This window comes from Serratia sp. TSA_198.1, from assembly GCF_052686505.1.
Genome location: NZ_JBQZFP010000009.1, coordinates 21993 through 48959, shown reverse-complemented (window position 1 = coordinate 48959; position 26967 = coordinate 21993). Strand labels below are relative to the sequence as shown.

The 26967-nt window shown below is 58.1% G+C and carries 17 protein-coding genes and 1 riboswitch; of the genes, 10 read left to right on the top strand and 7 right to left on the bottom strand.

Annotated elements, in window-relative coordinates; genetic code table 11:
• Positions 1-8: 8 nt before the first annotated feature.
• Positions 9-992 (top strand): nucleoside hydrolase, encoded by a 984-nt coding sequence (locus ACUTSW_RS23495; protein WP_445585486.1) that lies wholly within the window; start codon positions 9-11, stop codon positions 990-992.
• A gap of 55 nt (positions 993-1047) precedes the next feature.
• On the opposite strand, the gene malM is transcribed toward ACUTSW_RS23495, so the two are convergent.
• From malM to ACUTSW_RS23475, 4 genes are all read right to left on the bottom strand, one after another.
• Positions 1048-1950 (bottom strand): maltose operon protein MalM, encoded by a 903-nt coding sequence (gene malM / locus ACUTSW_RS23490; RefSeq protein ID WP_062791587.1) that lies wholly within the window; start codon positions 1948-1950, stop codon positions 1048-1050.
• A gap of 97 nt (positions 1951-2047) precedes the next feature.
• Positions 2048-3343, bottom strand: a complete 1296-nt coding sequence (locus ACUTSW_RS23485) for a maltoporin (protein ID WP_139281263.1) — start codon at positions 3341-3343, stop codon at positions 2048-2050.
• Positions 3344-3372: 29 nt separating this feature from the next.
• Complete coding sequence (malK, locus tag ACUTSW_RS23480; RefSeq protein WP_004948818.1) at positions 3373-4482, bottom strand: maltose/maltodextrin ABC transporter ATP-binding protein MalK; 1110 nt, start codon at positions 4480-4482, stop codon at positions 3373-3375.
• Positions 4475-5446 carry an alpha-amylase family glycosyl hydrolase gene (locus ACUTSW_RS23475; protein WP_445585485.1) on the bottom strand — a complete coding sequence of 324 codons (972 nt, stop codon included), beginning with the start codon at positions 5444-5446 and terminating at the stop codon, positions 4475-4477. The genes malK and ACUTSW_RS23475 overlap by 8 nt, the downstream gene beginning before the upstream one ends.
• A 360-nt stretch (positions 5447-5806) precedes the next feature.
• On the opposite strand from ACUTSW_RS23475, the gene malE reads away from it, so the two are divergent.
• The 3 genes from malE to malG all read left to right on the top strand — a co-directional run bounded on the left by malE (position 5807) and on the right by malG (position 9543).
• Positions 5807-7000: a maltose/maltodextrin ABC transporter substrate-binding protein MalE gene (malE, locus tag ACUTSW_RS23470; protein ID WP_063202276.1), complete on the top strand. Its 1194-nt coding sequence runs from the start codon at positions 5807-5809 to the stop codon at positions 6998-7000.
• A gap of 63 nt (positions 7001-7063) precedes the next feature.
• Positions 7064-8641: a maltose ABC transporter permease MalF gene (malF, locus tag ACUTSW_RS23465; RefSeq protein WP_006328367.1), complete on the top strand. Its 1578-nt coding sequence runs from the start codon at positions 7064-7066 to the stop codon at positions 8639-8641.
• 11 nt (positions 8642-8652) lie between these two features.
• Complete coding sequence (gene malG / locus ACUTSW_RS23460) at positions 8653-9543, top strand: maltose ABC transporter permease MalG (RefSeq protein ID WP_004948829.1); 891 nt, start codon at positions 8653-8655, stop codon at positions 9541-9543.
• A gap of 95 nt (positions 9544-9638) precedes the next feature.
• On the opposite strand, the gene psiE is transcribed toward malG, so the two are convergent.
• Positions 9639-10046 (bottom strand): phosphate-starvation-inducible protein PsiE, encoded by a 408-nt coding sequence (psiE, locus tag ACUTSW_RS23455; protein WP_062868883.1) that lies wholly within the window; start codon positions 10044-10046, stop codon positions 9639-9641.
• A 224-nt stretch (positions 10047-10270) separates the two neighbouring features.
• Between psiE and ACUTSW_RS23450 the strand changes: the two genes are divergently transcribed.
• The gene (locus ACUTSW_RS23450) at positions 10271-11704 is read left to right on the top strand and encodes a capsule assembly Wzi family protein (RefSeq protein ID WP_063202272.1); all 1434 of its coding nucleotides are present in this window, start codon (positions 10271-10273) and stop codon (positions 11702-11704) included.
• A gap of 63 nt (positions 11705-11767) precedes the next feature.
• On the opposite strand, the gene pgi is transcribed toward ACUTSW_RS23450, so the two are convergent.
• Positions 11768-13414 carry a glucose-6-phosphate isomerase gene (gene pgi, locus ACUTSW_RS23445; protein ID WP_445585484.1) on the bottom strand — a complete coding sequence of 549 codons (1647 nt, stop codon included), beginning with the start codon at positions 13412-13414 and terminating at the stop codon, positions 11768-11770.
• Positions 13415-13642: 228 nt separating this feature from the next.
• Between pgi and ACUTSW_RS23440 the strand changes: the two genes are divergently transcribed.
• The 5 genes from ACUTSW_RS23440 (at position 13643) to ACUTSW_RS23420 (ending at position 25196) form a co-directional block, all read left to right on the top strand.
• Positions 13643-15451, top strand: coding sequence for a cation:proton antiporter (locus ACUTSW_RS23440; protein ID WP_445585483.1), 1809 nt, complete (start codon positions 13643-13645; stop codon positions 15449-15451).
• Positions 15452-15503: 52 nt separating this feature from the next.
• Positions 15504-15698: riboswitch (Lysine riboswitch) on the top strand.
• A gap of 109 nt (positions 15699-15807) precedes the next feature.
• A complete protein-coding gene (lysC, locus tag ACUTSW_RS23435; protein ID WP_004948843.1) occupies positions 15808-17175 on the top strand; it encodes a lysine-sensitive aspartokinase 3 in 1368 nt (455 codons plus the stop codon).
• A gap of 147 nt (positions 17176-17322) precedes the next feature.
• Complete coding sequence (gene panS, locus ACUTSW_RS23430) at positions 17323-18240, top strand: ketopantoate/pantoate/pantothenate transporter PanS (RefSeq protein WP_445585482.1); 918 nt, start codon at positions 17323-17325, stop codon at positions 18238-18240.
• 410 nt (positions 18241-18650) lie between these two features.
• On the top strand, positions 18651-20327 hold the full coding sequence (locus ACUTSW_RS23425) for a ShlB/FhaC/HecB family hemolysin secretion/activation protein (protein ID WP_445585481.1): 1677 nt from the start codon (positions 18651-18653) through the stop codon (positions 20325-20327).
• Positions 20328-20372: 45 nt separating this feature from the next.
• Positions 20373-25196, top strand: a complete 4824-nt coding sequence (locus tag ACUTSW_RS23420; RefSeq protein ID WP_445585480.1) for a hemagglutinin repeat-containing protein — start codon at positions 20373-20375, stop codon at positions 25194-25196.
• A 51-nt stretch (positions 25197-25247) separates the two neighbouring features.
• Here the strand turns inward: ACUTSW_RS23420 and ACUTSW_RS23415 are convergent, their stop codons facing one another.
• Positions 25248-26897: a Na/Pi cotransporter family protein gene (locus ACUTSW_RS23415; RefSeq protein ID WP_445585479.1), complete on the bottom strand. Its 1650-nt coding sequence runs from the start codon at positions 26895-26897 to the stop codon at positions 25248-25250.
• Positions 26898-26967 lie beyond the last annotated feature (70 nt).

Here is a 26967-nt window from a genome sequence, read left to right as displayed (position 1 = left end):
TAACCGTTATGCGTTTGATTATTGATTGCGATCCCGGCAACGGCGTTCCCGGCGCCAACGTGGACGACGGGCTGGCGCTGGCATTGGCGCTGGCGGCCAGACCGAAAATCTCTCTGGAGTTGATCAGCATCGTAGCGGGCAATACGCCGCGCGACGTCGGCTTTGCCGTGGCCAACCACCTGCTGCTGCAAACCGGCTACCAGGTGCCGGTCGTGGCCGGAGCCGCCCGTGCATTGATCGAACCGCCGGAACCCTGGCGCGCCCACCTTGATCGGGCGATTACGCGACAGGATTTGGCCGCCCTGTGGCATAACGTCCCTTACCCGCACACGGCGGCGATCGTCACGCCAAACGCCGCCGTGGCCCTCGGCGAACTGATCTGCAATAACTCGGGTGAAATCACGCTGGCGGCGATAGGCCCGCTGACCAATGTCGCCCATGCTCTGCAGCTCTACCCGCAGATGGCGCAGGCGGTGAAGGAAATCGTGATTATGGGCGGGGTGTTCAACGTGGAGGGTTACCTCAAGGACACCAATTTCGGTCTCGATCCTGAAGCCGCCCGACAGGTGCTGACCAGCGGCGCCAACATCACGCTTGCGCCGCTGGACGTCACTACGCAAACCATGCTCACGCAGACGAGTCTGACGCGCATGACGCAGCCGGATACGCCGCTGTGCCGCTATCTGCGGGCCACTACCCAACCCTGGGTCCATTACTCGCGCCAGACCCGCCACCTGCCGGGTTGCTGGATCCACGATGCGTTGGTGATTGCCTGGCTGCTTGAGCCGCAGTTGGTGACCACCGCGGAGTATTATGTGGATGTGGCATTGGAAGGCGCCATGACGCGCGGCAGCTCTCGCCGCTGGCGACCGGACGGCCTGCGGTTGACGGTCGGCATGCCGGAGCCGCAGGGCAAACCGATACGGGTGATGGAGCAGGTAGATAACGCCCGTCTGCTGGCGCTGATTGGCGAAACGCTGGCCCGCGCATGAAAAAAGGTGCGCCGAGGCGCACCAATCATCGAGCCAGCATCGGCAGCGTCGGGTACTACCCCTTGCCTTTCACGCTGCCAATAAACGTTTCACGCGCTGTGGTGGAACCCAGTCTTTCAGCCTCATTCATCAGTTTCAGCGCTTTATCGATATCGCCCGCCTTCACCGCCTGCCTGATGCTGTTATTGAAGTAGCTTTCGGTGTCGTTCAGCATCGGCTCCGAAGGCTTGGCCGGTACTGCGGCAGGTGCCACCGTGGCCGGCGCGGTTGACCCCACCACCACCGGCGCAGCGGCCGGCGCCGGTTGCAGCATACCGATCATCACGTTGCCGGAACCCTGTTCAGCGGTAACCTTCAGCTTGAGCGTCCCACTGGTGCTGTGGCTGGCGATCGGGTCCGGGATATCCGGCACCGCGTTACCCACGCCGGCGGCATAGGCCTTGGCCGGGTTAGTCAACTGGGTGGTTTTGGCCAGATCCTGGCGGGTGGTGTACACCAACATATAAATCTGTTTTTGACCGAGCGCCGGGGTCAGCTTCAGCGTGCCCTCGAGGCGATCGGAGGACATCGCCCCCGGCGGCTGATACGGGAAGTAGCTGCTCGGGTAATACGCCGCCGGGCGCAGATGCTCATCCAGCACCAACACGCTTGGCGCGTAAATCGAATTATTCTTGCTGATGCTGCTCAGCGTAACTTCCAGCGAACCGCGATCGGCCGGCAGCGTATAGGCGGCAATGGCGCCCTGAATATCGCCCTGATTGATTTGCGGGCTGACGTTATCCAGTTTCACTTCCTGGCTGACCGGCGGCACCAGCGGTTGCCATGGCAGGCTTTGCAGCGTGGCGGCGCTGATGGCCGGGGCAACAGAAACATTGGCCGGCGTATCGGCATTGGCCGCCAATGGCGCACCAAGGCTCAGCGCCAGTGACAAGCAGAGTGACAGCAGATTCTTTTTCATTGTTATACCCTCTATCAGCGCCGATGCAGGTCAGGCAAGAGAGCCGGCGTCGGCGAATACATGTTGGGGAGAGCGCAAGGCTCTCCCCGTCCTGTCATTACCACCAGATTTCCATCTGGGCGCCGAAGGTGACTTCATCGTCATTGCCGCGGCTGAAGGTGTGTACGCTGGTGTCGTTATAAGCGGTCCCCGAGGTGTAAGCGGCGCCGGAATCGCTGTTGGCGTAGCCCCATTTCTCATCCCACTTGGCGTAGGTGGCGAATACGCGGATAGCCGGACGTGACCAAATGCTGTTGCCCGCCTGCCACTGTTGCGCCAGGGTGACTTTGTATTGGCCGTTGCGATCGCCGGTGCGCTGGGATTTCACGTTGTCGTAACCGGCTTCCAGCAAGGTGCTCATGATTGGCGTCCATTTGTACATCGGGCGTACGCCCACGGTGTACCAGGTCGTGCCGTTGTTGTTGTCGCGATCGATATCCTGGAACATGCCGACGTACATCAGCGCCCATTTATCGTTGAAGTCGATAGCGCCGTGATCCAACACGCGGATCATCTTGCCGTCGTTATTAATGGTCGCGCCCTGGCTGCGGCCGTTGTTTTGCGAGGTCATAGAGTCGGTGGCGTACTGCAGCACGAACTTGTTGTAACCGCTCAGGATGCTCTGGGTATGCTCAGCAGTTAACAGCCAGCCGTCTTTGCTGGCACCGTCGGCCAGGCGGAAATTATCCTGCGCGTTGGCGCGACCGTAGTCCACGCCGAGCTCCAGCGTACCGCCCGGGTTCAGTTCCAGACCGGCCAGGCGCACGTCGAAGGTGTCGTTGACGGTTGGGCGTTCTTTCCACTCATTGTCCAGGTAGCCGTAGGAGCCGCCGGATTCGGAGTTACGGGTCACGGCGGCAGACAGCTTGCCGAAGCCCAGATCGATGTTTTCCAGACCGGCGCCTGGGCCGGAGATATCCCAGTAGTAGAAGTCGATCATATGGACGTCATGACGCTGATAGAAGCGCTTACCTGCCCACATGTTGGCGCCCGGCAGCCAATCGATCAGGTTCTTACCCTGCACGTTTACTTCACGGAAGCCTGGCGTCACGTCTTCCCAGTCGGAACGTTGTGAAACGGAATACGCCAGATTGGTATCGAAGTAGAAGCTTTTATCGCCTTCTTTCCACACTTCCTGACCCAGCTTTAATTCAGCGTAGGTTTCACATTCGTTACCGAGACGGTATTTGCTGTCGGCGCCGGTGGCCTTGAAACATTGTTGTTCACCGCCGCTGCCGGTCCAGCCGATGCCGGAACGCGCATAGCCTTTAAAATCAACGGCCATTGCCTGGGTGGTCAGCACACCTGCGGCGATTGCCAGTGCCAGAGGAAGTTTGCGCAGAGTAGTCATCATTATTCTCCTGTTATACAGACTGTGATGCTTTAAACGCCCGGCTCCTGGTGCAGCCGTTTACATGCCGTACCGTCTTCACGGAACAGATGGCAGCGGTGAGGCGGCAGGCCTATAGCGAATGTTGCACCTTCTTCTACCAGCACCACGTCGTTCTGGCGGTAAACCAGGTTCTGACGAATTGCCGGGATTTGGATGTGGATTTGCGTCTCGTTACCGAGTTGCTCCACCACCTGTACGTCCCCTGAAAGCTGAACTTCAGAGGCATTGCTGGGCAGCAGATGTTCCGGGCGGATGCCCAGAGACATGTTCGCGCCGGCCTGAACCTGCGTACCTTCCACCGGCAGCCATACCAGTTGGCGGTTAGGCAGTTCGACCTGCACCTGTTGCGGCTCTGCGGCGGTCACTTTGACCGGCAGGAAATTCATTTTTGGCGAGCCGATAAAACCGGCGACAAAGCGGTTGGCCGGATAGTGATACAGCTCCAGCGGCTTGCCGACCTGGGCAACTCGCCCGGCGTCCAGCACCACGATCTTGTCGGCCAGCGTCATCGCTTCCACCTGATCGTGAGTGACGTAAATCATGGTGCGCTGCAGGCGTTTATGCAGACGGGAAATCTCGATGCGCATCTGCACCCGCAGCGCGGCGTCGAGGTTCGACAGCGGCTCGTCGAGCAGGAACACGTCGGGTTCCGCCACCAGCGTACGGCCGATCGCTACCCGCTGACGCTGCCCGCCGGACAGCGCTTTGGGGCGTCTGTCGAGCAAGTGAGCCAGTTGCAACACTTCCGACACCTGATTCACCCGCTGGCTGATCTCCGCTTTCTTGGCGCCCGCCAGCTTCAGACCGAACGACATGTTGTCGGCGACGGACAGATGCGGGTACAGGGCATAAGACTGGAACACCATGCCGATGCCGCGCTCAGACGGCGGCACTTCATTCATGCGTTTATCGCCGATCAGCAGGTCACCGGAGGTAATGTCCTCCAGCCCGGCGATCATGCGCAGCAGCGTCGATTTGCCGCAGCCCGATGGCCCGACAAACACCACAAACTCACCGTCATCGATGGTCAGATTGACGTCTTTGGAAATCACAGCTTCGCCGAAGGCCTTATAAACGCTGCGCAGTGTGACGCTAGCCATGCGTTACTCCCCTGCTTTCGCAGTTAACATTTCGTGTAAAAATGGCGGACGCAAAACCCGCCAAAACCCATTGATGACCCTCTTGCTGCGCGCCGTGCTGCCATGCCAGTGGCAAGGTCGCCTCAGACGGCGCGGCCGCCTGAGTATAAGGCTGCAGATTAATCAGCGCTTCAAGGCATTGATCCTGATGGGTAATAAGTAAACGAACCACACCGTTCTTTTGGCTGACTGCGCTCAGCTCACCGCGCTGGATCACCGGCAAGCGACGCAGCGCCAAAAGCGACTGGCAGTAACGTAAAGTGGATTGGCTGTCATGCTGTTGACGACTAATCGCCAGTGCGCGGTGCTCTATCGCCACCTGCTGATACCAATGAATCTCACCGGCAGTCACCTGTTCCGGCGCCTCGTGCCACGGCATCGGCGTTTGCGCGCCAAGCGGATCCTGCAGGCCGGCGGCGTGCGGCAGGCCAAGTTCCTCGCCCTGATACAAGCAGACAGGCGCAGGCAACATTGCCAGCAGCGTCAAAAACGCATCGGCGGAGCGTAAATTCCCCTGCCCCCAATGGCTGACCACCCGTGGCTGGTCGGCATCGCCGGTGCTCCACAGGCTGTCCGCCAGCGTGGCGCGGCGAGCATGCAATACCTCAACCAACCGCTCGATGCTGAAGGGCATGACCTCCAGAGCCAACGGGCTGCGGACGTACTGCTGCCGGGCGACAGAGTGCCGGACAGGGCTTTGCCCGTCGCAGTACCACAACCCCAGCCCCTGAGCGGCGACCGCAGCCGCGGCTTGCGCCGACAGCTCATACGGCAATACCAGCCCATCGATCGACAGAGTATTCAGATAAGGCAGCGCCGAAACCATGCCGTGTACGTCACCCACGCCGTCCCCGTTTCCATCACGGAAACTGACCGGATGGATCTGGTACAAGGTGGGTTGAGTGACGGTAGGCATTAGCGACATAAATCCGGTTCCCTGCTGCACATGACGACGAAAAATCAATGTGGCCGATAGTGCGGGAATCCCCACAAGGGGTAATCATCCGTAACAAGATTTTTCATGGGGGAGGAGATGGGAGGATGAGAGAACGATCGTCGCGGCGAGAAGTTCAACGCTAAAAGCAAATCTGTGATCCGTATGGCAAAAATCGTCACCCTATTTTGTGTCTTCCCCCACAGAATAGGGCGCAACGTTAACTGGATCACACTCCGCAGGCGTGGGGCGTAGAGGGGGGGAGGATGAGAATATGTCGCTTTGTGACCCACTATTACTGCGAAACCTCTCTCCTTGATTTACGTGCCCACAAAAAAGAAGGATTGGATTATGACTCGCAGCTTTACCACCGCCCGTACGCTGGTGCTTTCCGCTCTGACCACCTTGGTGCTTTCCTCTTCCGCCTTCGCCAAGATCGAGGAAGGGAAACTGGTTATCTGGATCAACGGCGATAAAGGCTATAACGGCCTGGCCGAAGTCGGCAAAAAGTTTGAGAAAGACACCGGCATCAAAGTCACCATTGAGCACCCGGACAAGCTGGAAGAAAAATATCCGCAGGTAGCCGCCACCGGCGACGGCCCGGATATCATCTTCTGGGCTCATGACCGCTTTGGCGGCTACGCGCAGTCCGGCCTGTTGGCCGAGATCCACCCTTCCAAAGCCTTCCAGGACAAGCTGTTCCCGTTCACCTGGGACGCGGTGCGTTATGACGGCAAGCTGATTGGCTACCCGATCGCGGTAGAAGCGCTGTCGCTGATTTATAACAAAGACCTGATCAAAGCCGCGCCCAAAACCTGGGAAGAGATCCCGGCGCTGGACAAAGAGCTGCGCGCCAAAGGCAAGAGCGCCATCATGTGGAACCTGCAAGAGCCCTACTTCACCTGGCCGATTATTGCCGCCGACGGCGGTTATGCCTTCAAGTATGAGAACGGCAAGTACAACATCAAGGACGTCGGCGTCGCCAACGCCGGTTCGCAGGCCGGCCTGCAGTTCATCGTCGATCTGGTGAAAAACAAACACATCAATGCCGATACCGATTACTCGATTGCCGAAGCGGCGTTCAACAAAGGCCAGACCGCAATGACCATTAACGGTCCTTGGGCATGGGCAAACATCGAGCAAAGCAAAATCAATTACGGCGTAACCCTGCTGCCGACCTTCAAAGGCAAGGCGTCCAAACCCTTCGTCGGCGTGCTGACCGCCGGGATCAACGCCGCCAGCCCGAACAAAGAGCTGGCGACCGAATTCCTGGAAAACTACCTGCTGACCAACGAAGGTTTGGCGGACGTCAACAAGGACAAACCGCTGGGCGCCGTGGCGCTGAAGTCCTATCAGGAACAACTGGCGAAAGATCCGAAGATTGCCGCCACCATGGCAAACTCGCAGACCGGCGAAATCATGCCGAATATCCCGCAGATGAGCGCCTTCTGGTACGCCGAACGCAGTGCGGTGATCAACGCCGTCAGCGGCCGCCAGACGGTGAAAGCCGCGCTGGACGACGTGCAAACCCGTATTACCAAGTAACAAACGACGCTGTGCGGGGCGCGGTAAAGCGCCTCGCTGTTGCTCCACAGAAAGGAACGCCCTATGCAATTAGCTCACGCCGGGTCGCCTGCGCGCAAGAAGTCGAAGTGGTGGCAGAGTGACGTACTGAAATGGCTGGTGATCGGCCTGTTCAGTCTGGTTACCTGCTACCTGATTGTGTTGATGTATGCACAGGGTGAATACCTGTTTGCCATTCTGACGCTGATTCTGGTCAGCGCCGGGCTTTACGTCTTCGCCAACCGCCGCGCTTACGCCTGGCGTTACGTCTATCCGGGCATCGCCGGTATGGGGCTGTTTGTCCTGTTTCCGCTGATTTGCACCATCGCCATCGCTTTTACCAACTACAGCAGCACCAACCAGCTCACCTTTGAGCGCGCCCAATCGGTGCTGATGCAACGTCAGTTCCAGACCGGCAAGACCTTCACCTTCGGCCTGTACCCGGCGGAAAACCAACAATGGCGTCTGCAGTTAACCCACCCTGACAGCGGCCAACAGCTGATTTCCGGGCCGTTCAGCTTTGATGCCAACGCGCCGCAAACGCTGAAACTGACGGCGGAAAACGCCGAGCCGACAGGCGAACGCGCCACGCTGCGGGTGATTACTCAGAACCGCCAGGCCCTGAGCCAACTGGTAGCGCAGTTACCGGAAGGCGGCGAGCTGCGCATGAGTTCACTGCGCCAATTTTCCGGCACCTCTCCGCTGTACCTGCTGGATAAAGACAGCAAGGTGCTGACCGACCAACAGACCCATATTCAATACCGGCCGAACCCGGACATTGGTTTCTATCAGGCACTGACTGCCGACGGCAACTGGGCCAAAGAAACCCTTAGCCCGGGATATACCGTCACCATCGGCTGGAAAAACTTCCTGCGCGTTTTGCAGGATGAAGGCATCAAAAAACCCTTTGTGTCGATCTTTATCTGGACCATCGTGTTCTCGGTGATGACCGTGATCCTCACCGTGGCCGTGGGCATGGTGCTGGCCTGCGTGGTGCAGTGGGAAGCGCTGAAAGGCAAAGCGGTGTACCGCGTCATGCTGATACTGCCCTACGCGGTGCCGTCGTTTATTTCGATTCTGATTTTCAAGGGGTTGTTTAACCAAAGCTTCGGTGAAATCAACATGATGCTCAGCCACCTGTTCGGCATCAAGCCGGCCTGGTTCAGCGATCCTATTACTGCCAAAAGCATGATTCTGATCGTCAACACCTGGCTGGGTTATCCATACATGATGATTCTGTGCATGGGGCTGTTGAAAGCGATCCCCGACGATCTGTACGAAGCCTCGGCAATGGACGGCGCCACCCCGATGCAGAACTTTTTCCGCATCACTCTCCCGCTGTTGATCAAGCCGCTGACGCCGCTGATGATTGCCAGTTTCGCCTTTAACTTTAACAACTTCGTCTTGATTCAGCTGTTGACCAACGGCGGGCCGGACATGATCGGCACCACCACGCCGGCCGGTTATACCGACCTGCTGGTCAGCTACACCTACCGCATCGCCTTTGAAGGCGGCGGTGGGCAGGACTTTGGTCTGGCGGCCGCAATTGCCACGCTGATCTTCCTGCTGGTAGGCGCCCTGGCGATCCTGAACCTTAAAGCCAGCAAGATGAACTTCGACTAGGGAGAAAAATAATGGCTATGGTCCAACCCAAATCCCAGCGCCTGCGCCTGTGGATGACTCACACCCTGATGCTGTGCTTTATTGCCCTGATCATGTTCCCGCTGCTGATGGTGGTGACGATTTCACTGCGCTCCGGCAACTTTGCTACCGGCAGCCTGATACCGGAGCAGATTTCGTGGGATCACTGGCGTTTGGCGCTCGGCATGAGCGTGACGCACGCCGATGGCAGCGTCACCCCGCCACCGTTCCCGGTGCTGCTGTGGTTGTGGAACTCGATTAAGATAGCGGTGATCACCGCTATCGGCATCGTCACGCTGTCCACCACCTGCGCCTATGCCTTTGCCCGCATGCGCTTTCGCGGTAAAAGTACGTTATTGAAAAGCATGCTGATTTTCCAGATGTTCCCGGCGGTGCTGTCGCTGGTGGCGCTGTATGCGTTGTTCGATCGCCTGGGCCAGTACATTCCGTTTATCGGCCTGAACACCCACGGCGGGGTGATCTTCGCCTATATGGGCGGCATTGCGCTGCACGTCTGGACCATCAAGGGCTACTTCGAAACCATCGACAACTCGCTGGAGGAAGCGGCGGCGCTGGATGGCGCCAGCCCGTGGCAGGCCTTCCGCCTGGTGCTGCTGCCGCTGTCGGTGCCGATTTTGGCGGTGGTGTTTATTCTGTCGTTTATCGCCGCGATTACCGAGGTGCCGGTAGCGTCTTTGCTGCTGCGCGACGTCAACAGCTACACGCTGGCGGTAGGGATGCAGCAATATCTGAACCCGCAAAACTATTTATGGGGCGACTTTGCCGCTGCGGCGGTGTTGTCGGCCATTCCAATTACCGCCGTATTCCTGCTGGCTCAGCGCTGGTTGGTGGGTGGCCTGACGGCCGGCGGGGTGAAAGGTTAAGGTTTTTGCCACTGCAATGCGCTTGATGTACTTCAGTTCTTTCCGATCAATACCTGTGTCTTCGGCGGCCCTGTGGGCCGCCATTTTTATGTCGGTTATTCGCGTTTCAAGCGGTCGGTATTGGCCAAATAGAGAGTCACTACCAGCAGCAATATCGCTCCGGCATAAATCAAGGTATCAAATGGATTTTTATGATCCACTATGATCAAACGAATAATCGCGGTAATGCCGATATAGATGAAATAACGCAGCGGAAAATGATATCCCGATTCAAAATACTTGACGATCAAGGCGATAAACTCAAAATACAGGAAGTAAATCACGATGCCTTCGATCAACAAGTAGGACGATGATTCCTCACTGTTTACAAACAATACTTTCGCCAAGTGAATAGTTTCTTTCACCAAAAAAACGATCAGGATCGCCGCCAGCAGCAGCAGCCCGACGTTCAGTACCCGCTGCAACCCCTTCGCAACCATTATCGAACGCGATGTTTTCGCCATAAGAACCCCCCTTAAATACCGCTAAAATTATCCGCGCATCCTAACATAGGCATTATCTTAAAATTTATTGCTCCTGATGAAATCACTTTAAACTCAATTTAATTCAATTAGTTACATTAGGATATTTCTGGTTGATATATTTGTAGCAAATTGAAATGTCAACTATGATGGGACATAGATCTTTACATAAAACTAATAACCTCGAATTAACAAGGGAATTCTTTATGCGCGCTAAACTTAACGGACTGGTCGCGGCGGGCCTGTTTACCTGTGCATTAACCGGCCACGCCGCCGGCCTGGTCACTCCTGATAACGATCTGCGTAACGATCTTGCCTGGTTGTCCGATCGCGGCGTGATTAACGTCAGCTTGTCCACATGGCCGCTGAGCCAGGAAGAAATCAGCTCGGTTATTTCACAAGCCAAGCCGGTAACCAGCACCGAGAAAAGCGTCATTGACCGTGTTCAGCGCCGTGTCGATTCCCTGAAAGCCAATATTCGCGTCAGCGGCTACGCCTCTACCGACAAACCCGGCACCCCACAGGGCTTCGGCCAGAATGAATATGCTGATGACCGCCTGACTATCGGCGCAGGTGCCAACGGCGAGTTCTGGGACGTGCGCGTCCAGGGTTCTGTCGAGGGTGATCAACGCGTCAGCGACGGTTCAAAATTCAACCTGAATGGCTCCTACGGTGCAGTAAAAATCTGGAACCAATGGCTGTCCTTCGGTGAAGTCTCCCAATGGTGGGGCCCGGGTTACGACGGCAGCCTGATTCGTTCCGACGCCGCTCGCCCGGTGGCCGGCTTTATGCTGCAACGCGCCGACCAGTCTCCGTTTGAAACGCCTTGGCTGTCGTGGATTGGCCGTTGGCAGTACCAACTGACCGCCGGTCAGCTGTCGCAATACTCTTCCGTACCCGATACCAAGCTGATTGGCGGTCGTTTTACCATGATGCCAACCGACTTCCTGGAGTTGGGCGCCTCACGCATCATGATGTGGGGTGGCGATGGCCGTCCGCATTCCTGGAGCTCATTCTGGGATGGTGTAACCGGCAACGACAACACCGGCGATGCTAAAAACGATCCGGGTAACCAGTTGGGCGGGTTCGACTTCAAGCTGAAACTGCAGCCGCTGATCGGTATTCCAGCCAGTTTCTACGGCCAAATCACCGGTGAAGATGAAGCAGGCATGTTGCCATCCCACAATGCCTACTTGTTAGGGTTGGAAGGCCATCCAGAGTGGGGCCCAACCACCATCAACTGGCATATTGAAGGGACAGACACTCGCTCTAATGGCAACGCAGACAACGTAATGTACCGCCACTATATTTACAAAGGCGGCTACTACCAGCAGGGTTACCCGCTGGGCCATGCGATGGGCGGCGATGGCCAAATGCTGTCCGGCCGTGTAGAGCTGGTGCTGGATGACAGCCAACGCTGGAGCACCCGTTTGGTGTATGCCAAAGTGAATCCGAACAACCAGACCGTAAACCAGGCGTTCCCGAAATCCGACACGCTGAAAGGCATTCAGCTCGGCTGGGGTTACACCCTGGATTCCCAGGTCAAGTTTGATACCAGCCTGTGGTATACCGATAACAATGCCAGCACCGCCGATGACGTGGGCGCAGGCATCAGTTTCGAAGTGCCTATCAATCTGTAATCATCCAGATGTAAAAAAACCCGCCGCGGCGGGTTTTTTGTTGGCATCAATCGGATACAGCTATTAACGCCATTCTTTAAAGCGGTTGATCAGCGCGTTGGTTGAGCTGTCGTGGCTGCTGACTTTCTCGTTACCCGCCAGCTCCGGCAGGATGCGGTTAGCCAGCTGTTTGCCCAGCTCTACGCCCCACTGGTCGAAAGTGAAGATGTTCAGGATCGCGCCCTGGGTGAAGATTTTGTGTTCATACAGCGCAATCAGGCTGCCCAGGCTGAACGGCGTGATCTCGCGCAGCAGGATGGAGTTGGTCGGGCGGTTGCCTTCAAACACCTTGAACGGCGCCACGTGTTTGACTTCTTCCGCAGTCTTGCCCTGAGCGGCGAACTCTTCTTCCACCACTTCCAACGACTTGCCGAACGCCAGCGCCTCGGTCTGCGCGAAGAAGTTCGACAGCAATTTAGCGTGGTGGTCGCTCAGCGGGTTGTGGCTGATGGCCGGCGCGATAAAGTCGCAAGGAATCAGCTTGGTGCCCTGGTGAATCAGCTGGTAGAACGCGTGCTGGCCATTGGTGCCCGGCTCGCCCCAGATGATTGGGCCCGTCTGGTAATCCACCGGATTGCCGTTACGGTCTACGTATTTACCGTTCGATTCCATATTGCCTTGCTGGAAGTAAGCGGCAAAACGGTGCATGTACTGGTCGTACGGCAAAATCGCTTCAGTCTCTGCGCCGAAGAAATTGTTGTACCAGATGCCGATCAGCGCCAGCAGTACCGGCAGGTTTTGCTCCGCCGGCGTTTGCGCGAAGTGTTTGTCCATCTCGTGCGCGCCGCTCAGCAGCTGTTCAAAATTCTCATAGCCCAGCGACAGCGCGATAGACAGACCAATCGCCGACCACAGCGAGTAACGGCCGCCGACCCAGTCCCAGAACTCGAACATATTGGCTGTATCAATACCAAACTCACCTACCGCCTTGCCGTTGGTGGACAGCGCCGCAAAGTGTTTCGCCACGTGCTTTTGATCGCCGGCGGTGTTCAGGAACCAGTCGCGCGCGCTGTGGGCGTTGGTCATGGTTTCCTGAGTGGTGAAGGTTTTGGACGCCACCAGGAACAGCGTGGTTTCCGGGTTCAGCGGTTTGAGCGTTTCGGCGATATGGGTGCCGTCAACGTTGGAGACAAAATGCATATTCAGGTGATTTTTGTAAGGGCGCAGCGCTTCGGTCGCCATATAAGGGCCGAGATCCGAACCGCCGATACCGATATTCACCACGTCGGTAATCGCTTTGCCGGTGTAGCCTTTCCAGTCGCCGCCAATCACGCGGTCGCAGAACTGTTTCATCTTGGCCAGCACCGCGTTCACTTCCGGCATCACGTCTTTGCCGTCAACGATAATCGGGCTGTTGCTGCGGTTGCGCAGGGCAACGTGCAACACCGCACGGTCTTCGGTACGGTTGATTTTCTCGCCGGCAAACATCGATGTGATCGCGCTTTGCAGATCGGTCTCTTTCGCCAGTGCCTGCAGCTTCTCCAGCGTTTCTGCGGTAATGCGGTTTTTAGAGTAGTCCACCAGCATCTGATCGTTGAAGGTGGCCGAGAAGCGGGAGAAACGCTCTTTGTCCTGAGCGAACAGATCGCTGATCCGGACATCTTTCATCTGTTCAAAATGTTGCTGCAGGGCTTGCCAAGCAGCGGTTTGACTAGGATTGATATTTTTCATAGCAACACTCTTAGGCTTGAGAATAAATGTGACGTGATTGTCCGATTGTAGCCTGTTCGCCTGTGATTATGATCTCTTTTCTTGCGATAGGCGCTAACTGTCAAACGTCTCCTGCATCGTTTCAGCCATTCCCCTATACTTTTGGATAACAGCCTGTTATCGGGGTTGCCGAACTGTCACTGAAATGTGCCATTGTTGCTGATAGCCAATTAGAGAAGGACCTCCGCCATGGAATTATCTGCCCCACTGATGTTGGTGATCATCGGGTTAAGTTCACTGCTGGCGCAATGGCTGGCCTGGCTGCTGCGCCTGCCTGCCATTCTGCCGCTGCTGCTGTTTGGCATCGTGCTGGGGCCGGCGGTGCATCTGGTCCAGCCGGACGCGCTGTTCGGCGATCTGCTGTTCCCGCTGGTGTCGCTGTCGGTGGCGATCATTTTATTTGAAGGTGCGCTGACGCTGCGGGTAGAGGAGATACGCGGCCTCGGCGGCGTGGTGCGTAACCTGGTGACCATCGGCATGCTGATGACCTTCCTGGTGATCGGCGTCGCCTGCTGGTGGCTACTGGACTTTCCGCCCGAGCTGGCAGCGCTGATCGGCGCGGTGACGGTGGTGACCGGGCCTACGGTGATAGCCCCGCTGATGCGCGTGGTGCGGCCCAATGCCAATATCAACCAGGTGCTGCGCTGGGAAGGGATAGTGATCGACCCGGTTGGCGCTATCTTCACCCTGTTGGTATTTGAATTTATCGTGCTGAAGCAGCATTCGGAGTCCTATACCCACCTGTTCTGGACGCTGGGCATCACCGTCGCCGTCGGCCTGGCGATCGGCGCGCTGTTCGGTTATCTGCTGGGGCTGGCGCTGCGCCGCGTCTGGCTGCCGCGCTACCTGCAAAACCTGGCGGTGCTGGCGATCATGTTGACCGCCTTTGGCGTGTCCAACGCCATTGCCGACGAATCCGGCCTGTTGACCGTGACGGTGATGGGCATTTGGCTGGCCAATATGCGCGATGTGGATACCAGCGACATTCTGGCATTCAAGGAAGAGCTGTCGGCTATCCTGATTTCTGCGCTGTTTATCATTCTGGCGGCGCGGCTGGATATTCATGCGCTGTGGAACATGGGCTGGCCGCTGTTGGGCCTGCTGCTGGCGGTACAGTTTATCGCCCGGCCGCTGTGCATTGCGGTGTCGACCTGGCGTTCTTCCCTGCATTGGCGCGATCGCCTGCTGCTGTGCTGGATCGCCCCACGCGGCATCGTCGCCGCAGCGGTCAGTTCGCTGTTTGCCCTGACATTGCAACGCAGCGGTTATCAGGGTGCCGATCGGTTGGTGACCGTGGTGTTCGCCGTCATCATCGGCACCGTGGTGTTGCAAAGCCTGACCAGCGGCATGATGGCCCGCTGGCTGCGAGTACAGCAGCAAAAACCGCGTGGCGTGCTGATCGTCGGTGCCAACAGCGTGGCGCGTATGCTGGCGCAGGCGTTGATCAAAATGAATATCCCGGTGCTCGTCACCGACAGCAGCTGGGAATATTACCGCCAGGCGCGTATGGAGGGTATTCCCGCCTATTATGGGCATGCTTACTCCGAACATGCCGAGAACTATCTCGATCTGAGCGATACCGCGCAAGTGTTGGCGCTCTCGCCCAACCGCCATCAGAATGCGTTGGCGGTGTACCACTTCGGCCATCTCTTTGGTGACGAACAGGTCTTCGCCATCCGCTCCGGCGCGCCGCTGAAAGGGCGCGGCAACAGCGCGGAAAGCTCGCGCTTCCGCCGGCACGAAATCCTGTTCAATCAAGAGGCTACCTACAGCCGGTTAAGCAGCCTGATCGCCAAAGGCGCCACCATCAAAGCCACCAAGCTGAACGAAAACTTTGGCTGGCTGGAGTATCTGGAAAAACATCAGGGCGTTATTCCGCTGTTGTGCCAACGCGAGGACGGCAAGCTGCAACCGATAGGCACCGGTTTCGTTCCCGCCATGCCCTGCACGCTGATAGCGTTAGTGCAAATTGAAAATACCTCAACGTCTGACCGTTGACACAAGCGCAATAACCGGCTATTCCTATCAGCCTACTTGTGCACCCGGTGCGCAAGCCAGAAGAGGCGCGTCGCCCAGGTAGAGTGTCAGAGGAGCCGTTTTCCCATGACGGCACTTGAGGGGGAGCGACGCCGAGGTAGGGTGATGTACGGCATTCATCGTATCGGCTACAGGGGCTGAATCCCCTGGGTTGTCACCAAAGTTTGCCCCGCGGGGGCAATCAGCAAGGTGGGGCGCTTCTGGGTGTATCGTAGTTTCAACCTCTACGTCTGCCCCCTGTTTATCGCTCTCCCCTTGTGCCAAGGCTATGGAAAAAAGTGCTCTCAAAATAGGGCAACCCTGACACGAGGTTTTACATGAACCAAGCAGCACCCCAAAATTCTACCGTTGTGGCTAAATTCGGTGGCACCAGCGTTGCCGACTATGCAGCCATGAACCGCAGCGCCGACGTCGTGCTCGCCAATCCGCAAGTGCGCCTGGTGGTCCTGTCCGCTTCGGCGGGCGTCACCAATCTGCTGGTCGCGCTGGCTGAAGGCTGCGATGGCGACAAACGCAGCGCCCGGCTCGATGAAATCCGCCGCATCCAGTACGCCATTCTCGACAGCCTCGACAAGCCGGCGGTGATCCGCGACGAAATCGACCGCATGCTGGAAAACATCGCCATGCTGTCCGAAGCGGCAGCGCTGGCGACCTCTACGGCGCTGACCGACGAGCTGGTCAGCCACGGCGAACTGATGTCCACCCTGCTTTTCGTTGAGATCCTGCGGAGCCGCAACGTGCAGGCTGAGTGGTTTGACGTGCGCAAAGTGATGCACACCGACGATCATTTCGGCCGCGCCACGCCGGACAGCGCCGCATTGCACGAACTCACCCAAACCCTGCTCAAGCCGCGCCTGCAGGAAGCGCTGGTGGTCACTCAAGGCTTTATCGGCAGCGAGCCGAAGGGCCGCACCACCACGCTGGGCCGCGGCGGCAGCGATTACACGGCCGCCCTGTTGGGCGAAGCGCTGAACGTCAGCCGGGTAGATATCTGGACCGACGTGCCGGGCATCTACACCACCGACCCGCGCGTTGTTCCTACGGCGAAGCGCATCGACAGAATCACCTTTGAAGAAGCGGCTGAAATGGCCACCTTCGGCGCGAAAGTGCTGCACCCGGCGACCCTGCTGCCGGCAGTACGCAGCGATATTCCGGTGTTTGTCGGTTCCAGCAAAGATCCGTCTGCCGGCGGCACCCTGGTGTGCAATACCACCAAAAACCCGCCGCTGTTCCGTGCATTGGCGTTGCGCCGCAAACAAACCCTGCTAACGCTGCACAGCCTCAATATGCTGCACGCACGCGGTTTCCTGGCCGAAGTGTTCAGCATTCTGGCGCGCCACAATATTTCGGTGGATTTGATCACCACCTCCGAAGTCAGCGTGGCACTGACCATGGACACCACCGGCTCCACCTCCACCGGCGGCAGCCTGCTGACCACCTCGCTACTGACCGAGTTATCGTCGCTGTGTCGGGTAGAAGTGGAGGAGAACCTGGCGTTGGTGGCGATCATCGGCAACAAGCTTTCCCAGGCCTGCGGCGTGGGCAAAGAGGTGTTCGGCGTGCTTGACCCGTTCAATATCCGCATGATCTGCTACGGTGCCAGCAGCTACAACCTGTGCTTCCTGGTACCGGGCGATGACGCCGAACAGGTAGTACGTACTCTGCACCACAATCTGTTCGAATAACCGGATCTCATCCCATTGCGGGCGCAGCAGGCTGCGCCCCTACTTCTAAAAAAGGTCGTTCATCATTCGCAGGGGTCCTGCACGCTGAACCCGCAAAAAACACAACTCCACCCCACAGTTCCCTTTTGGCTAAGGAAAACCGTATTCATGCTGGCATTACTAACCCGATTATTCCCCCTGTGGGCGGTGCTGCTCGCCGTCGCCGCCTACGCTACGCCCACCACCTTCACCGGTATTGGCCCGTACGTCAGCCCGCTGCTGATGCTGATCATGTTCGCCATGGGCGTCACGCTACGGCTGGATGACTTCAAGCGCGTGCTGTCGCGCCCCGCGCCGGTGGCCGCCGGCATCTTTCTGCATTACCTGATCATGCCGCTGGCGGCCTGGTTGCTGGCGATGCTGTTCCATATGCCACCGGATCTTTCCGCCGGTATGGTGCTGGTCGGCAGCGTCGCCAGCGGTACCGCTTCCAACGTGATGATCTATCTGGCAAAAGGAGACGTTGCGCTGTCGGTGACCATTTCGGCGGTCTCCACGCTGGTGGGCGTATTCGCCACGCCGCTGCTGACCCGCCTGTATGTCGATACCGAAATCAGCGTCGATGTCATGGGTATGCTGCTGAGCATCCTGCAGATCGTCGTGATCCCGATTGGCCTCGGCCTGATCGTGCATCACACCTTTACCAAAACCGTCAAACGCATTGAGCCGTTCCTGCCGGCGCTGTCGATGGTCTGCATTCTGGCGATCATCAGCGCGGTGGTCGCAGGCAGCCAGAGCCACATCGCCTCCGTCGGGCTGGTGGTGGTCATCGCGGTGATCCTGCATAACGGCATCGGGCTACTGAGCGGCTACTGGGGCGGCAAGCTGTTCGGCTTCGATGAATCCACCTGCCGCACGCTGGCCATTGAAGTCGGCATGCAGAACTCCGGGCTGGCGGCGACGCTGGGCAAGATTTACTTCTCACCGCTGGCCGCGCTGCCGGGTGCCCTGTTCTCCGTGTGGCATAATCTCTCCGGCTCTCTGCTGGCAGGTTACTGGTCCGGGCGGCCAATCAAGAAAAAATAATCTCACGCCGGGGCGCAGCCATTTGCGCCCCGCTCCACTTCTGCGAAATTTCGTATTTCCTCCCGGTTGGATTGTCATAATTATCCCCATCCCTTATTATCCCCCGACAAAATAAAATTCAGATTCTTCTTAATCCTGCCGATAACGGGGAGTAAGAGCGAAAAAGAAAAAACCCAACAAGTGGGTCTTATTACCTCCTTTGGGGTAATTAACGGGCATGCATTGAAAAATAAAAACAAGCAGCCTAATTATTATTGGAAAGAATAAAAACCCACCTTCTTATTTGCCCTGAGCAATAAAAGAACCCCGCAATGTGATTGTCGCTCGCTGTTTCGGGCCGGCCGCCGGCCGTCCGTTATTGACCTCATGGATTGAGCAGGCTGCCCGGCAGCTTCTCATAATGGATTACAATGATTAAAAAAACCCTTGTCCTGGCGCTGCTGTTCAGCAACGCACTCCCCGCCGCTACGCTGCCAGAAATGGGTGATTTTTCACCGATGAGCGAATCACGCCGCGCCCTGCAAGACAGCACGCGTGAAGTGAATCAGCAGATAGAACAACGCCGTTATCAGCAGCTCAAGCAACAGCAACTCTTGGCGGAACCCGCACCTGCGGCCCCGGCGCTACCGCGTTCTGCGCAGTGCTTGCCGATCGGTGGCGTGTATTTACAGGGGATCACCCTGCTGTCCGCGAAAGATTTGGCAACGCTGAGCGCCTTGCCGCAGCGCTGTATCAGCAGCAATGACATTAACCGACTTACACGCGAATTAACTCGGTTATACGTCGATAAAGGTTACATCACCGCGCGCGTGCAATTTGTTCGCCCTAATACCGATGGCGAATTAGGGCTGCGGGTCACCGAAGGGTTTATCGAAAAAATAGAGGGTGGCGACCGCTGGGTGAATAGCCAATTATTATTCCCCGGGCTCGAAGGCAAACCCTTGCAATTAACTCAACTCGATCAGGGATTGGATCAAGCCAATCGTTTGCAATCAAACAAAACCCGGTTGGATATATTGCCGGGAAATCAAACAGGCGGCTCCATTATTCGCCTGAATAACCAACACGCCAAGCCTTGGCAACTGACGGCCACGACGGACAATTACGGCCAAAAAAACACCGGCCAGTGGCTGGCACGCACGACCGCCACGCTGGACAGCCCATTCGGCCTGTCGGATTTCGTCAGCCTGAACGCCACCAGCACGCTGACAAACCCGGCGCAGCGCTATAACCGCGCCTACACCCTGCTCTATTCTCTGCCCTATGGCGCTTTCACCTTCAGCGGATTCGCCAGCTATTCGGAATACGTAAACCATCAACAGCTGACGTTCAACCGCTATAAGCTGCACGGCCAGACTCAGCAATACGGCCTGCGCGGCGACTATGTGTTTTACCGCGATCGCGATCAGATCAATGCCCTCAACGGCCAGCTCACCCATAAACGCATCGATAACTATTTCGACACCCTGCGCATCGGCCTCAATAGCCCAACGCTCAGCCTGTTTGAACTGGGGATCAACCACCTGCAGATCCTGCCCACCGGCCTGATCAGCGCCAACCTCAGCGTGGAGCAGGGATTACCCTGGTTTGGCGCGGATCGCCACGCCGCTGCCGGGCTACCCGACGCTCAATTCACCAAGGGCAAACTGTTTGCCAACCTCAGCCAACGTGTGCAGCTTGCCGGTTCAACTTATCAGCTCAGCAACCTGCTGTATGGGCAATACAGCCGCGACAACCTGCCTGGCGTGGAATGGCTCAGCCTGACCGACCGCAGTGCGATCCGCGGGTTCAGCCGCAGCACGCTGTCCGGCGACAACGGTTGGTATCTGCAAAATACCCTGTCGCGCAGCTTCAACCTGGGCCAGAGCACCCTCACCCCGCGCGTCGGCGCCGACGTCGGCCGGGTCCTGCCGCGCGACAACCGGCCATCAGGCTGGCAAAGCAGCGCCGGCCTGAGTACCGGTGCCACTCTGCGTTACCAGCGGGCAATTCTCGACATAGAAGCCAGCCGTGGCTGGATCCTCTCCGGGCACCCGATACCCGATGATCCGATCCAGCTACTGGCACGCTTCTCATACACCTTTTAGTCAGCGCTTTTTTGCACTACCACAGCGATATAGGGAGATACATGGATGAAAAATAATAACTTCAGGCTTTCCGCAGCGGGCAAGCTGGCCGCGTCACTGGCGATTATTCTCGCCTCGTACGGCGCCGGCTACGCGGGGGAGATCGTGGCGGCCAACGGGGCTAATGGCCCCGGCGTTTCAACCGCCGCCAACGGCGCGCAGGTAGTCAACATCGTGACGCCCAACGATCACGGACTGTCGCATAACCAGTATCAGGACTTTAACGTCAACCAGCCTGGCGCCGTGCTGAATAACTCGCGCGACGCCGGGCTGTCGCAGCTGGCCGGCCAACTGGGCGCCAACCCAAACCTGAATGGCCAGGCAGCCAGCGTGATCCTCAATGAAGTGATCAGCCGCAACCCGTCACTGTTGCACGGCCAACAGGAAATCTTCGGCATGGCGGCCGACTACGTGCTGGCGAATCCGAACGGTATCAGCTGCGATGGCTGCGGCTTTATCAATACCAGCCGTTCATCGCTGGTGGTGGGTAACCCGTTGGTCGAAAACGGCATGCTGCAAGGCTACAGTACGCTGGGCAACCGCAATGTCTTGAGCCTGGAAGGCAAGCTGAACGCCGGCGGCGTGCTGGATCTGATCGCGCCGAAAATCGACAGCCGTGGCGAGGTGATCATCGCACCGACATTCGATAAAAAAACCGGAAAAATGCTGTCGGATATTAATGCCATCAGCGGCAATAACCGCCTATCGCGCGATGCGCGAGTGCTCAGCAGCGAGCAGCCGCTGAGCGCGCTGGACAGCTACTACCTCGGCAGCATGCAGGCCGGGCGCATCAACATCATCAACACCGCGGCGGGCAGCGGCGTGAAGCTGGCAGGCAGCCTGCGGGGCAGCGACGAAATCAGCGTGAAAGCCTATGACATTCGCGCCGAGAGCCAGATCAGCAACGCAAGCACCCAGCATGACAGCAATGAGAACTACCAAAACTATCGCGGCGGCATCTACATCAACGACCGCAGCACCAACCAGAAACTGACCCGTACCGAGCTGGCGGGCAAAAATATCAGCCTGCTGGCCGATAACAACCACCACCTGACCGCTACCGATATTCGTGGCGATGAGATAAAGCTGCAAGGCGCCAGCCTGACGTTAGACAGCCAACAACTGAAGCAAACTCAGGGTCAGACCAACGACCGATGGTTCTATTCCTCGCAGTACGACGTTACGCGTGAAAATGAGCAGCTCCAGCAGGTTGGCAGCACCATTACCGCGACCAAAAACGCCACGCTGACTGCCACGGTGCAAGATGTGAAGTTGCTCGGCGCCACGGTTGCAGCAGGCGACGCGCTAAAAATCGAAGCCAGGCGCGATGTGCAGATCGCTGGGCTGGTCGAACGGGACAAAACCAGCGAACGCGGTTATCAACGCAACCACACTTCCAGCCTGCGCACCGGCAATTGGAGCAACAGCAACGAAACCGAAAGCCTGAAGGCCAGCGATTTGCGCGCCGGCGGTGAACTGGATCTGACGGCCGGCAATAACCTGGTCACTCAGGGGGCCAAGGTCCATACGAAGGGCAACCTCACGGTAAACGCCAAAGAACGGATCAACATCGACGTACAAAAGACCGTCAATACGAAAACGGTTAGCGACAATACAACCTCATGGGGCGGGATCGGCGGCGGCAATAATCAAGACAACAGCAACCGCCGCGAGATCAGCAACGCCTCCGAACTGACCGCCGATGGCGTGTTGAGGCTCAACGGCAAACAGGGCGTGACCATTACCGGCAGCAAAGCGAGAGGCAAACAGGGCGGTTTCGTCGAAGCCACCGCCGGTGGCCTGCGTATTGATAACGCCCTCAGCACCACCGTGGACAAGATTGATGCCCGCACGGGCACCGTTTTCAACATCACCAGCAGCTCGCAGAAATCCAACAACAGCCACCAGCAGACTACCGGCAGTGAGCTGGTTTCCGATACCAATCTGCAGTTGGTCAGCCATAAAGATACCGACGTGGTAGGCAGCCAGGTGAGCAGCGTCGGCAAACTGGACGTCCGCTCCGGCGGCAATATCAACGTCAAGGCCGCCGAACAGCAGCAAAGCATCGACGAACAGAAAACAGCGCTCGCCATCAACGGCTATGCCAACGAGAAAGGCGATAAGCAATACCGTGCAGGTCTGCGCATCGAACATACCCGCGACAGCGAGAAAACCACCCGCACCGAGAACCAGGCCGCCATGCTGAGCGGCGGCAGCGTGGCGCTGAACGCAGATAAAGACGTGACCTTCAGCGGTTCCAAACTGGTCGCCACCCAGGGCGATGCCAGTATCAGCGGCGATAATGTCGCTTTTCTGGCGGCCGATAACAAAACCGCCTCTGACACCGAACAAACCAACATCGGCGGCGGCGTCTATTACACGGGCGGCATCGACAAACTCGGTTCCGGCATCGAGGGGGGCTATGAGAACAGCAAAACCCATGCAGAAAGCAGCAAGGCCGTCACCGCCGGTACCCATGTCGCAGGCAACCTGACCATTACCGCTAAAAATCGGCTCACCCAGCAGGGCGCGCAGCATCAGGTAGGTGGGAAATATCAGGAAAACGTCGCCAACGTCTCCCATATTGAGGCCACTAACAGCGAAAGCAGCACCACCCGCAAAACAGACGTCGGCGTGGATATCGGTGCTAACGTCGATTACAGCGCGGTCACCCGCCCGGTGGAACGCGCGGTGGGTAAAGTTGCCCAGTTGGATGCCAACGGCGTAATTAACGAAATCGGCGGTATCGGCGCGCCGAATGTCGGGCTGGATATCGGCGCCAAAGGCGGCAGCAGTGAAACACGCACCGGCGATTCAAAGGCGGTAGTCAGCAAAATTACCGCCGGGGAGATAGAGGTGACCGCCACCGGCGAGGTCCACGATCGCGGTACCCAATATCAGGCGACTCAAGGTGCAGTCACGCTGACGGCGGATAGCCATCGCAGTGAGGCGGCGGAAAACCGCCAACAGGAAAACCACAGCGAAACTCACGGCAGCGCCGGCTTACGCGTCTATACCACCACCGGCAGCGATTTGACTGTGGACGCCAAAGGCGAAGGCGGCAGCAAACGCAGTGAAAGTTCGGCCAGCCAGGCGGTCACCGGCAGCATCAGCGCCGCCAAGGGTATCGACATCCGGGTTAAAAAGGACGCCGTTTATCAGGGCACCGCGCTGGACGCCGGTGACGGCAAGGTGCGGGTGAAAGCCGAAGAGGGCAACATCCGTTTTGATCAGGCCACCGATACCCACCATGAGAGCCACAGTGGCTTCACGGTCAAGGCCTCGGCCAAAGGCGGCTCCACGCCAGAAACCAAAAACGTTGGCGTCGGGTTAGGCGGTGGTCGCAGCCAGGGTGAAAGCGACGGCAGTAGCGCACATGTCAGCAACATCGGCGGCAAACAGGGTGTGGAGCTGGATGCAGGCCGCGATCTGTCGCTGCAAGGCAGCGTGCTGACCAGCGACGGTGACGTTACGCTCAAGGCGGGCAATCAGGTTGCACTGACGACGGCGGACGCCCACCAGAGGCGTAAAGATGACAGCCTGTCGGGCAATGTCGATCTCGGTGGCAACAGCACCGACTCCGCCAAAAAGAGCGGTGGCGGCATCTCCCTTGGCGGCGCATTTGATATCGCCAAGGTGGATGAATCCTCCACCACCCATCAGGGCGGCAAGATCACCAGCGGCGGTACCGTGAAGATTACCGCCGGCGGCACGGGGAGTAACGCGTTGCATTTACAGGGGGCTGAAGTCACCGGTAATAGCGCTACGCTCGAAGCGAAAGACGGCGGTATCGTGCTGGAGTCGGTGCAAAACCAGGAGCAGAAAAACAATCTGAACCTGGGGCTGAAGGCCAACGCCAAAGGCGGTCAATCCTTCAACAAGGATGCCAACGGCCAGGTTGATGCCATCAGCGGCAGCGACACCCACACCCTGGGCGCCAGCGTGAAGGTCGGCGTGGATAAACTGGAGAAAACCACTCAGGGCAATACCCTGATTAACGCCGGGAAAGTGACGCTCAACAGCGGTAAAGATACCCGACTGGCCGGCGCCAGGGTGGACGCCGATCAGGTACAGGGCAAGATCGATGGCGATCTGCACGTCGAAAGCCGCAAAGACAGCGAAAGCAGCGTGAAGGTTAATGTGGATGTCGGCCTGAGCCACACCAACGATCCGGCCAGCAGCATCACCTCCAAATTGTCGAAAGTGGGCACCCCGCGCTATGCGGGTAACGTGAAAGAGAAGCTGGAAGGCGGCATCAATAAAGTGGCCGCAGCGACCACCGATAAGTACAACAGCGTAGCGCGTCGCCTCGATCCTAAGCAGGACACCGCCGGTGCGGTCGGTTTCAGCAAGGCCGATGGCAAGGTGACGCTGCCGGAAACGCTGGCCGGGGAAAAAGAGAAAGGCCCCTTGTGGGATCGCGGCGCTCGCTTCCTGGGCAACAAGTCCAAAGAAGCCCTGACCGGCCCTGCCGGGCTGCAAGGGCAGTTCAAAGTGAACGCCGATGTGGTCGATAACGATGCGGTTGGCGTGCAGTCCGCCATCAGCGGGAAAAATGGCGTTGCGCTGAACGTGCAAGGCGAAACCCACCTGACCGGCGGTGAGATCCGCAGCCGGCAGGGCCAGGTAGCGCTGGGTAACGGCAAGGTGGAACAGCAGGACGTGGCGGGCAACCGCTATCAGGGCGGCGGGCATCTTGATGCGGCGGCGTCTGCCGGCGCGCTGCTCGGTATCGCCGGTAAAAGCGCGGTCAAACTGGAAACGCCGGTTGGCGGCTACATCAATAATCAGGCCGCCGATGCCAAGGCGGGGATCTTTTCGGGTAAATAACCCGCGGTAAATAAACCTGGCACTGCCCCCGGTTAAACCGGGGGCAGTTTTTTACAGGGTGCTCGGCGTATCATCCCACTCACGCTCATCATCGCGTTCATCCTGGTCCAGCACGTTATACGCCACGGCGCAAAACAGCGAGTTCAGGCGTTTCATATCCCCCAACAGCCCCAGATGCAGCGAACTGGTTTCGATGCTTTGCACGTTTTGTTGATGCAGACGATCGACGTGCGCATGCGCGTAACGGCGATCCAGAATGCGAAAACGGTGTTTGGAGCGTCGCAGCCGTTTGGCGCTGGTAATATCGCCGGACAGGAACACCGACAGGCTCAGGCGCAGGTTGCCGACCAGCCGCTCATGCAGCGTATCCAGCTCCGCCAACCCTTCCGCCGAGAACGCCCGCCGCGCCGCGTGCGATTTCGCCGCCACATCGCCGGTCATGCGCTCAATGATGTCCCCGGCTTGCTCCAGGTTCAGCGCCATTTCGATGATTTCCGCCCAACGGCGCGAATCCTCTTCGCCCAAATCCTCTTTCTGGATCTGCGCCAAATATAGCTTGATGGCGGTATACAACACGTCGACATCGTCGTCCAACCGCCGCACCTCTTTATCCTGCCCATTCTTGCCGTGCAGCACTTCGCGCAGCAGGATCATCATGTGTTCCACCACGTCGCCCATACGCAGGGTTTCGCGTGCCGCATTGGCCAGCGCCAGCGTCGGCGTATCCAGCGCGCTGGCGTCCAGATGCCGCGGCCGCAGGCGGGGATCGTCGGCCGCCACGTCGGCGATCAGGGTTTCGCATAAACGCGCCATCGGCCCGGCCAGCGGGATCAGTATCAGGCAGCGGATCAGGTTGTAGAAGACGTGAAAATAGATCACCAGTTCTTCGTTTTCGCCCGGCAGGCGGGTCATTACCTCTGCCAGATAAGAGACAAACGGCAGCACCAGCACGCAGCCTATCAGCTTGAACAGCAGGCTACCGAGCGCCACCCGACGGCCGGCGGCGTTCTGGCCGCTGGTATTGATGACCGCCAACAGGCCACTGCCGAGATTGGCGCCAATCACCAGACACAGCGCCACTTTCAGCGAGATCACGCCGGATGCGGTCAGGGTGGCGGTCAGCAACACTGCCGCCAGGCTGGAATAGCTGACGATGGCGAACAGAGCGCCGGTAAGGGCATCCAGCATCACGTCGCCGGTCAGCGACGAGAACAGCACTTTCACACCCGCCGCCTGGGTAATGGGCGTCGCGGCGGCCACGATCAGCTCCAGCGCCAGTACGATCAGCCCGAGGCCGATGCACACACGCCCCATTTGGCCAACCCGGGTTTGCTTGCGGCTGAGGAACAAGAAAACACCGACCAGAATCAACAGCGGCGATAGCCAGGAAAGATCGAAGGTCAGCACCCGCGCCATCAAGGCGGTGCCGACGTCGGCGCCCAGCATGATCACCAGCGCAGGCGCCAGCCCCACCAGCCCTTGCGCGACGAAAGAGGTGACCAGCAGCGCGGTGGCGTTGCTGCTTTGCACCAGCGCGGTTACGCCGATACCGGAGACGAACGCCAGCGGTTTTTTCTCGACGCTGTCGCTCAATACCCGGCGCAGGTTAGCGCCGTAGACCCGCATAATCCCGGTGCGCACGATGTGGGTACCCCACACTAACAACGCCACGGAGGAAAGCAGGTGAAGAAGGGTCAACACGGAAAATACGCTCCATTAACGCCCGGCAGGAAAAATCAAATCCATACCCTATGAATTTCGGGCTGCAGGA

Coding starts and splice junctions, on each gene's coding strand:
- malE (WP_063202276.1), top strand. CDS start 5,807: ATGACTCGCAGCTTTACCACCGCCCGTACGCTGGTGCTTTCCGCTCTG.
- malM (WP_062791587.1), bottom strand. CDS start 1,950: ATGAAAAAGAATCTGCTGTCACTCTGCTTGTCACTGGCGCTGAGCCTT.
- malF (WP_006328367.1), top strand. CDS start 7,064: ATGCAATTAGCTCACGCCGGGTCGCCTGCGCGCAAGAAGTCGAAGTGG.
- ACUTSW_RS23440 (WP_445585483.1), top strand. CDS start 13,643: ATGGAATTATCTGCCCCACTGATGTTGGTGATCATCGGGTTAAGTTCA.
- ACUTSW_RS23475 (WP_445585485.1), bottom strand. CDS start 5,446: ATGTCGCTAATGCCTACCGTCACTCAACCCACCTTGTACCAGATCCAT.
- ACUTSW_RS23420 (WP_445585480.1), top strand. CDS start 20,373: ATGAAAAATAATAACTTCAGGCTTTCCGCAGCGGGCAAGCTGGCCGCG.
- psiE (WP_062868883.1), bottom strand. CDS start 10,046: ATGGCGAAAACATCGCGTTCGATAATGGTTGCGAAGGGGTTGCAGCGG.
- ACUTSW_RS23425 (WP_445585481.1), top strand. CDS start 18,651: ATGATTAAAAAAACCCTTGTCCTGGCGCTGCTGTTCAGCAACGCACTC.
- ACUTSW_RS23485 (WP_139281263.1), bottom strand. CDS start 3,343: ATGATGACTACTCTGCGCAAACTTCCTCTGGCACTGGCAATCGCCGCA.
- ACUTSW_RS23495 (WP_445585486.1), top strand. CDS start 9: ATGCGTTTGATTATTGATTGCGATCCCGGCAACGGCGTTCCCGGCGCC.
- ACUTSW_RS23450 (WP_063202272.1), top strand. CDS start 10,271: ATGCGCGCTAAACTTAACGGACTGGTCGCGGCGGGCCTGTTTACCTGT.
- panS (WP_445585482.1), top strand. CDS start 17,323: ATGCTGGCATTACTAACCCGATTATTCCCCCTGTGGGCGGTGCTGCTC.
- malG (WP_004948829.1), top strand. CDS start 8,653: ATGGCTATGGTCCAACCCAAATCCCAGCGCCTGCGCCTGTGGATGACT.
- lysC (WP_004948843.1), top strand. CDS start 15,808: ATGAACCAAGCAGCACCCCAAAATTCTACCGTTGTGGCTAAATTCGGT.
- malK (WP_004948818.1), bottom strand. CDS start 4,482: ATGGCTAGCGTCACACTGCGCAGCGTTTATAAGGCCTTCGGCGAAGCT.
- pgi (WP_445585484.1), bottom strand. CDS start 13,414: ATGAAAAATATCAATCCTAGTCAAACCGCTGCTTGGCAAGCCCTGCAG.